The sequence below is a fragment of the Hydrogenophaga sp. genome (assembly GCF_051007235.1).
Classification (GTDB): domain Bacteria; phylum Pseudomonadota; class Gammaproteobacteria; order Burkholderiales; family Burkholderiaceae_C; genus Hydrogenophaga.
Window position 1 is genome coordinate 1 of sequence record NZ_JBPCSJ010000052.1, and the last position, 6,282, is coordinate 6,282.

At 66.7% G+C, this 6,282-nt stretch carries 7 protein-coding genes and 1 pseudogene; 1 reads left to right on the forward strand and 7 read right to left on the reverse strand.

Features of this window, described 5'->3' with window-relative positions; translation table 11 throughout:
* The 5 genes and pseudogenes from ACR2JA_RS01730 to ACR2JA_RS01750 form a co-directional block, all read right to left on the reverse strand.
* Window positions 1–348 (reverse strand): annotated as a pseudogene (locus ACR2JA_RS01730) (aspartate aminotransferase family protein); the annotation flags it as partial.
* 159 nt (window positions 349–507) lie between these two features.
* A complete protein-coding gene (locus ACR2JA_RS01735; protein ID WP_434007419.1) occupies window positions 508–1,851 on the reverse strand; it encodes a glutamine synthetase family protein in 1,344 nt (447 codons plus the stop codon).
* A 161-nt stretch (window positions 1,852–2,012) separates the two neighbouring features.
* Window positions 2,013–2,792, reverse strand: a complete 780-nt coding sequence (locus ACR2JA_RS01740; RefSeq protein ID WP_434007420.1) for a peptidylprolyl isomerase — start codon at window positions 2,790–2,792, stop codon at window positions 2,013–2,015.
* A gap of 111 nt (window positions 2,793–2,903) precedes the next feature.
* On the reverse strand, window positions 2,904–3,179 hold the full coding sequence (locus tag ACR2JA_RS01745) for a BolA family protein (RefSeq protein ID WP_434007421.1): 276 nt from the start codon (window positions 3,177–3,179) through the stop codon (window positions 2,904–2,906).
* Window positions 3,176–3,730 carry a septation protein A gene (locus ACR2JA_RS01750; RefSeq protein WP_434007422.1) on the reverse strand — a complete coding sequence of 185 codons (555 nt, stop codon included), beginning with the start codon at window positions 3,728–3,730 and terminating at the stop codon, window positions 3,176–3,178. Before ACR2JA_RS01750 ends, ACR2JA_RS01745 begins: the two co-directional genes overlap by 4 nt.
* Window positions 3,731–3,861: 131 nt before the next feature.
* Here ACR2JA_RS01750 and ACR2JA_RS01755 point away from each other — a divergent pair, with 131 nt between their 5' ends.
* Window positions 3,862–4,842: a YcjF family protein gene (locus ACR2JA_RS01755; RefSeq protein WP_434007423.1), complete on the forward strand. Its 981-nt coding sequence runs from the start codon at window positions 3,862–3,864 to the stop codon at window positions 4,840–4,842.
* 7 nt (window positions 4,843–4,849) lie between these two features.
* Here the strand turns inward: ACR2JA_RS01755 and cysK are convergent, their stop codons facing one another.
* On the reverse strand, window positions 4,850–5,770 hold the full coding sequence (gene cysK, locus ACR2JA_RS01760) for a cysteine synthase A (protein ID WP_434007424.1): 921 nt from the start codon (window positions 5,768–5,770) through the stop codon (window positions 4,850–4,852).
* The gene (gene msrB, locus ACR2JA_RS01765) at window positions 5,767–6,183 is read right to left on the reverse strand and encodes a peptide-methionine (R)-S-oxide reductase MsrB (RefSeq protein ID WP_434007425.1); all 417 of its coding nucleotides are present in this window, start codon (window positions 6,181–6,183) and stop codon (window positions 5,767–5,769) included. Before msrB ends, cysK begins: the two co-directional genes overlap by 4 nt.
* Window positions 6,184–6,282: the final 99 nt, after the last annotated feature.

Below are 6,282 nucleotides of genomic sequence, written 5' to 3' on the forward strand. Positions count from 1 at the left end.
GGTGTAGCCGCGCGTGGCCTGCTGCACCAGCGCCGCCGCCACCGGCGCCGGGGCGTGGCCGAACATGGCGCCGGTGTCGCCCAGGCAGAAATCGACCAGCCGATGACCGTCCACGTCGGTGACGATCGCACCGCTGGCCTGGCACACGTGCAGGGCGAACGGCGTACCCCAGTCGTTCATCCAGTGAAGCGGCACGCCGAACAGCAGATGCTCATTGGCCTGTGCGGCCAGCGCCGCCGACGCCGGGTTGCGCTGCGCATAGGTCTCGCGTTCCCGCGCCAGGAAGGCTTGCGCACGGGCCCAGTCCAGGCCGGTCCGGTTGTTGGATGAAGAGGTTGCAGAGCTCATCTCGCTTGTCTCATGGTTCGAATAGCCAACGGAATCTCCGGCGCGCGTGACCCATTCCAGGGCACCCGTGGAACCGGCTCCGCCGGGCCACCAGGTGCGTCCCCCTCCCGCCGCAGGCGAGAGAGGGGGAAGCCGCGCAGCGGCGCAGGGGGTGCGTCCTCACACCAACAACAACAGGTGCTCGCGCTCCCACGAGCTGATCACACGGTTGTAGGTGGCGTATTCGAGTTCTTTGACGGCGAGGAAGGCGTCGATGAACGCACCCCCGAGCACGTCGCGCATCGGCTCGCATTCGCGCATGCGGCGCAGCGCGTCTTCCATGTGGCTGGGCAGTTCGTGGTCGTGGTCCCAGGCGCTGCTTTTCATGGGTTCCGTCGGCTGGCGTTTTTCCATCAGACCCAGGTAGCCGCAGGCCAGCGTGGCGGCCATGGCCAGGTAGGGGTTCACGTCCACGCCAGGCACGCGGTTTTCCAGCCGGCGGTTGGCCGGATCGGACTCCGGCACGCGGATGCCGCAGGTGCGGTTGTCGTAACCCCACTGCACGTTGATGGGCGCCGACATGTAGCGCGAGAGGCGCCGGTACGAGTTGACGTAAGGCGCCAGCATGGGCATGACCAGCGGCACGTAGCGCTGCAGCCCGGCGATGAAATGGCGGAAATGCGGCGTCACCGCACCGTCGTCACCGCTGAAGATGTTCTTTCCGCTGGCCGCGTCCAGGATGCTCTGGTGGATGTGCATGGCGCTGCCGGGCTCGTTCTCCATCGGCTTGGCCATGAAGGTGGCGAAGATGCCGTGGCGCAGCGCGGTCTCGCGCACCGTGCGCTTGAACAGGAACACCCGGTCGGCCAGGTCCATGGCATCGCCATGGGTGAAGTTGATCTCCATCTGGCCGGCGCCGGCCTCGTGGATCAGCGTCTCCACGCCCAGGCGGTGCAGTTCGCAAAACCGCGAGAGCTCCAGGAAGAAGGGGTCGAAGTCGTTGACGGCGTCGATGGAATACGACTGCCGCCCCGCTTCGGGCTTGCCGGAGCGACCCAGCGGGGGCTGCAGCGGCTCGTGCGGGTTCTGCTGGCGCGCGACCAGGTAGAACTCCATCTCCGGCGCCACCACCGGTTGCCAGCCTTGTGCCTCGTACAGCGCCAGCACACGCCGCAGCACGCTGCGCGGCGACAGGGCCACCGGCGAGCCGTCGAACTCCTCGCAGTCGTGGATCACCACCGCCACGCGCTCGGCCGCCCAGGGCACCACGCGCACCGTGCTTTCGTCGGGGCTGCAGACCATGTCGGGATCGGTGTCGCCCACATAGGGGGCGTTGTCGGGCTGCTGACCGTTGACGGTGTTGAGCAGCACGCTTTTGGGCAGCCGCATCTGGCCGGAATTGAGGAACAGGTCCTTGGGCAGGATCTTGCCGCGCGCGATGCCGGTCATGTCCGGGATCACGCATTCGACTTCCTGGATGTGGTGCTCGCTCAGGAAGGCTTTGATGTCGGGGTGGGAGGGCATGGCGGTCATTTATTTGATCAAATCGGTGTGAATATTCTGCCTATCCGCCGAAGAAGAATCAATGTTTGATCAAATCAAGCGGAAACCCGGTCTCGTTCAGCCGAAAAAAAGCGCCCCGAGGGGCGCTGTTGGGGAGGTCGCTGGGCACGCGGCCCACACGCTCACTGCACCTTGGCTTTTTCGCGCAGGGCTTTCTGGTACTCGGCCATCTTCTGCTGCTGCATCTGCTGGGCGATCTGCGGCTTGATCTCTTCCAGCGCAGGCAGCTTGGCCTGGCGCACGTCGTCCACGCGGATGATGTGCCAGCCGAACTGGCTCTTGACCGGTGTCTCGGTCATCTGGCCCTTGTCCAGCTTGACCATGGCTTCGGAGAACTCGGTCACGTAGCTGGCGGCGTTGGCCCAGTCCAGGTCACCGCCATTGGCGCCAGAACCCGGGTCCTTGGACTTCTGCTTGGCCAGATCGGCAAAGTTGGCGCCGCCCTTGATGGCCGCGATGATGGCCTTGGCCTCGTCTTCCTTTTCCACCAGGATGTGGCGGGCGCGGAATTCCTTGCCGGCGTTGGCCGACGCGAACTTGTCGTACTCGGCCTGGATCTCGGCGTCGGTCACCGGGTTCTTCTTCTGCCAGTCGGCGAACAGCGTGCGGATCAGGATGGTCTGGCGCGCCAGTTCCATCTGGTTGCGGTATTCGGGGCTGGCTGCGATGCCGCGCTTTTGCGCTTCCTGCATGAAGATTTCGCGCAGGATCACTTCTTCCTTGAGCTGGGCGCGGACCGCTTCGTCCACCGGGCGGCCACCAGCGGCCATTTGCTGGGCCAGCACGTCCACGCGGGCCGTGGGCACGGCTTTGCCGTTGACGATGGCCACGTTCTGGGCCATGACCCAGGGGGCGGCGCTGATCAGGGCGGCCGCGCTCAGCGCTTGCAGGGTGACTTTCATGTGAGAACCTTGAGGGGAGGGAGGAAGGTGTGAGAGCCGTTGTGGCCACCGGCGTTCCGCGCGCACTGCGACCAAACGTGCCGGGGGTGTCTTCAGCGCACGGCCGATGTGTCAGGCCTGGATTTCGATGGCCAGGGCGTGCAGACCGGCGGCGGTGAATTTTTGCAACGCATCATACACAAGGCGGTGCTGCGCCACGCGGCTCTTGCCGGCAAAGGCGGGACTGCCGATGCGCACGCGGAAGTGGGTGCCGAAGCCGGTGCCGTTGGCGCCCGCGTGGCCCGCGTGGGCGGCGCTTTCGTCCAGCACTTCCAGCCGCGTGGGGGCCAGTGCCTGGCGCAGCGTGGCTTCAATCGCCGTGGCCGTGATGTCCAGGGGGGTGCTCATGGCTGCTGCTCCTGGCTGTCGGCGTCCGGCTCCTTGAGGTAGCGCGCGATGTACAGGCCCTGGCCCACCATGAAGATCACCGGAAAGATGTAGCCCCAGAGCTTGAAGTTGACCCAGTCTTCGGTGGAGTAGTAGGCCGCGACATACCCGTTGATGGCCGCCATGAACAGGAAGTAGCCGATCCAGATCACCGTCAGCCGTGCCCACACCGCCGCGGGCAGGGTGAGCTGGCTGCCCAGCAGGATCTGCAGGAAGTTCTTCTTCCAGATCCAGAGCGCGGCCCCCAGCACGATGGCCATGCTGGTGTAGAGCACCGTGGGCTTCCACTTGATGAAGCGCTCGTCGTGCAGCAACAGGGTGAGCACGCCGAACACGATCACCAGCACCAGCGTCACCTTTTGCAGGGTCTGCAGCTTGCGGTCGATCGCGTAGATGATGCCGGTCTGCACCAGCGTGGCCACCATCAGCACCGCGGTGGCGGTGTAGATGTCATGCAGCTTGTAGGCCGCGACGAACAGGCCGATGGGGAAAAAGTCGATCAGAAAACGCATGCGTCGGATTATCGGCCAGCGCTGCTGGCCAGGCGCCGGCGGGGATTTGGGTGCCAGATGGAACTCTGCGCGCACGGCACGGTCGATTCCAGTCCTTCTGTTGTCTTTCCATTTGTGGGAGTGCGTTGCACATGACCGAATCCGAACAGCAAGCGATCCTGGGCATTGCGCTCCTGGCCGCGTTCGCCGATGGCCACAAGGCCGATGCCGAGCGCGAGGCCATCCGGCGCATGGCCGACAACCTGGGCCACGACGGTGCCGCGGCCGGCCTGACCAAGCTCTACCAGGACGTGCTGCTGCGCCGTCTGAGCCTGGCGGACGCCGTGACGCCGCTGCGCGAGGCCGACCAGCGCATGCTGGCCTACGAAATGGCGGTGTGCGTCTGCGATGCGGACGGACGCCAGACGCCGGCCGAGACCGCCTTTTTGCAGGATCTGCGGCAGCGGCTGGGCCTGGACGCCGGCACCACCGCCGCGTTCGACAAGGAGGCCGACGCGTTGGCGGCCGTCGCACAGACGGCGTCGCCGGCCAGCGCCGCACCGATGCCCGCCGAGCTGCAATCCGTGCCGGTGGCCACAGCCAGTGCCGACACCGCACGCGACCAGGCGCTGGACAAAACCATCCTGAACCACGCGCTGCTCAACGGCGCGTTGGAGCTGTTGCCGCAGTCCTGGGCGTCGATGGCCATCATCCCGCTGCAGGTGAAGATGGTCTACGCCGTGGGCAAGGCGCATGGCGTGGAGCTGGACCAGGGCCATATCCGCGAGTTCATCGCCGCGGCGGGCGTGGGCATCACCTCGCAGTACATCGAACAGTTCGGCCGCAAGCTGATCGGCGGCCTGCTGGGCAAGGCCGCGGGCCGCACGCTGGGGCGCATCGGTGGGGCGGCCACCGGCATGGCTTTCTCGTTCGCCACCACGTACGCGCTGGGCCAGGTGGCCAAGCGCTATTACGCGGGTGGGCGGGTGATGAACACCGCCGTGCTGCAGCAGACCTTTCAGGAACTGCTGGGCCCGGCCAAGCGCCTGCAGTCCCAGTACCTGCCGCAAATCGAACAGACCGCCCGCGGGCTCGACGCGGGCAAGGTCATGGCGCTGGTGCGCGGCGCCTGATCGGGTTTCAGGCCGGCAGGAAGCCGTCCACCGACAGGTAGCGCTCGCCGGTGTCGTAGTTGAAGCCGAGCACGCGGGCGTTGGCCGGCAGCTCGGGCAGCTTCTGCGCGATGGCGGCCAGCGTGGCGCCCGAGGAAATGCCCACCAGCATGCCTTCCTCGCGGGCGCAGCGCCGCGCCATTTCGCGCGCCGGTTCGGCGTCGACCTGGATCACGCCGTCCAGCAGGGCCGTGTTCAGGTTGCCCGGGATGAAGCCGGCGCCGATGCCCTGTATGGGGTGGGGCGCCGGGCTGCCGCCGGAGATGACCGGCGAGGCCACGGGCTCGACCGCGAACACCTTGAGCTGCGGCCAGGCGGCCTTGAGCACCTGGGCACAGCCGCTGAGGTGGCCGCCGGTGCCCACGCCAGTGATCAGCGCGTCCAGGCCTTCGGGGAAGTCGGCCAGGATTTCCTGCGCCGTGGTTTTTGCGTGCACGGCGGTGTTGGCCGGATTGTCGAACTGCATCGGCATCCAGGCGCCGGGCGTGCTGGCGACGATCTCCTGCGCGCGGGCGATCGAGCCCTTCATGCCCTTCTCGCGCGGGGTCAGGTCGAACGATGCGCCGTAGGCCAGCATCAGCCGACGGCGCTCGATGCTCATGCTGTCGGGCATGACCAGGATCAGCTGGTAGCCCTTGACGGCCGCGACCATCGCCAGGCCGATACCGGTGTTGCCCGATGTCGGTTCGACGATGGTGCCGCCCGGCTGCAGGGCGCCCGAGGCTTCTGCGTCTTCCACCATGGCCAGGGCGATGCGGTCCTTGATGGAGCCGCCGGGGTTGCTGCGCTCGGACTTGATCCAGACCTCTTGGCTGGCGCCGGCAAACAGGCGGTTGATGCGCACATGCGGCGTGCTGCCGATGGTCTGGAGGATGTTCTGGGCTTTCATGTCGGGTCCTTGGGGTGCAGGTCGATGGAGGCGGAGTTCATGCAGTATCGCAGTCCGGTCGGGGCGGGGCCGTCCTCGAACACGTGGCCCAGGTGGGCGCCGCACTGGCTGCACACGGTCTCGGTGCGCACCATGCCGTGGCTGCGGTCGACGATGTCGGTGATGGCGCCGGGAATGGCTTTCCAGAAGCTGGGCCAGCCGCAGCCGGCGTCGAACTTGGTGCCGGCGTCGAACAGGTGGTTGCCGCAGCAGACGCAGTGGTAGCTGCCATCGGCCCAGACCTGTTCGTACTTGCCGGTGAACGGGCGCTCGGTGTGGGCGCGGCGGGTCACTTCAAAGGCCACCGGTTCGGCGCCTTTTTCGGCGAGCAGGGCGCGCCACTCGGCCTCGGTTTTCTGGATCGGGAATGTCATGAGAGCCTCCTTCAGGATGAGCAGCTGATTTCGATGTGGGCCGCCCAGTCGGGCGGAAAGTCGGCCAGATCGTCGTGGCCGGGCAGGGCGGTGAAGGGC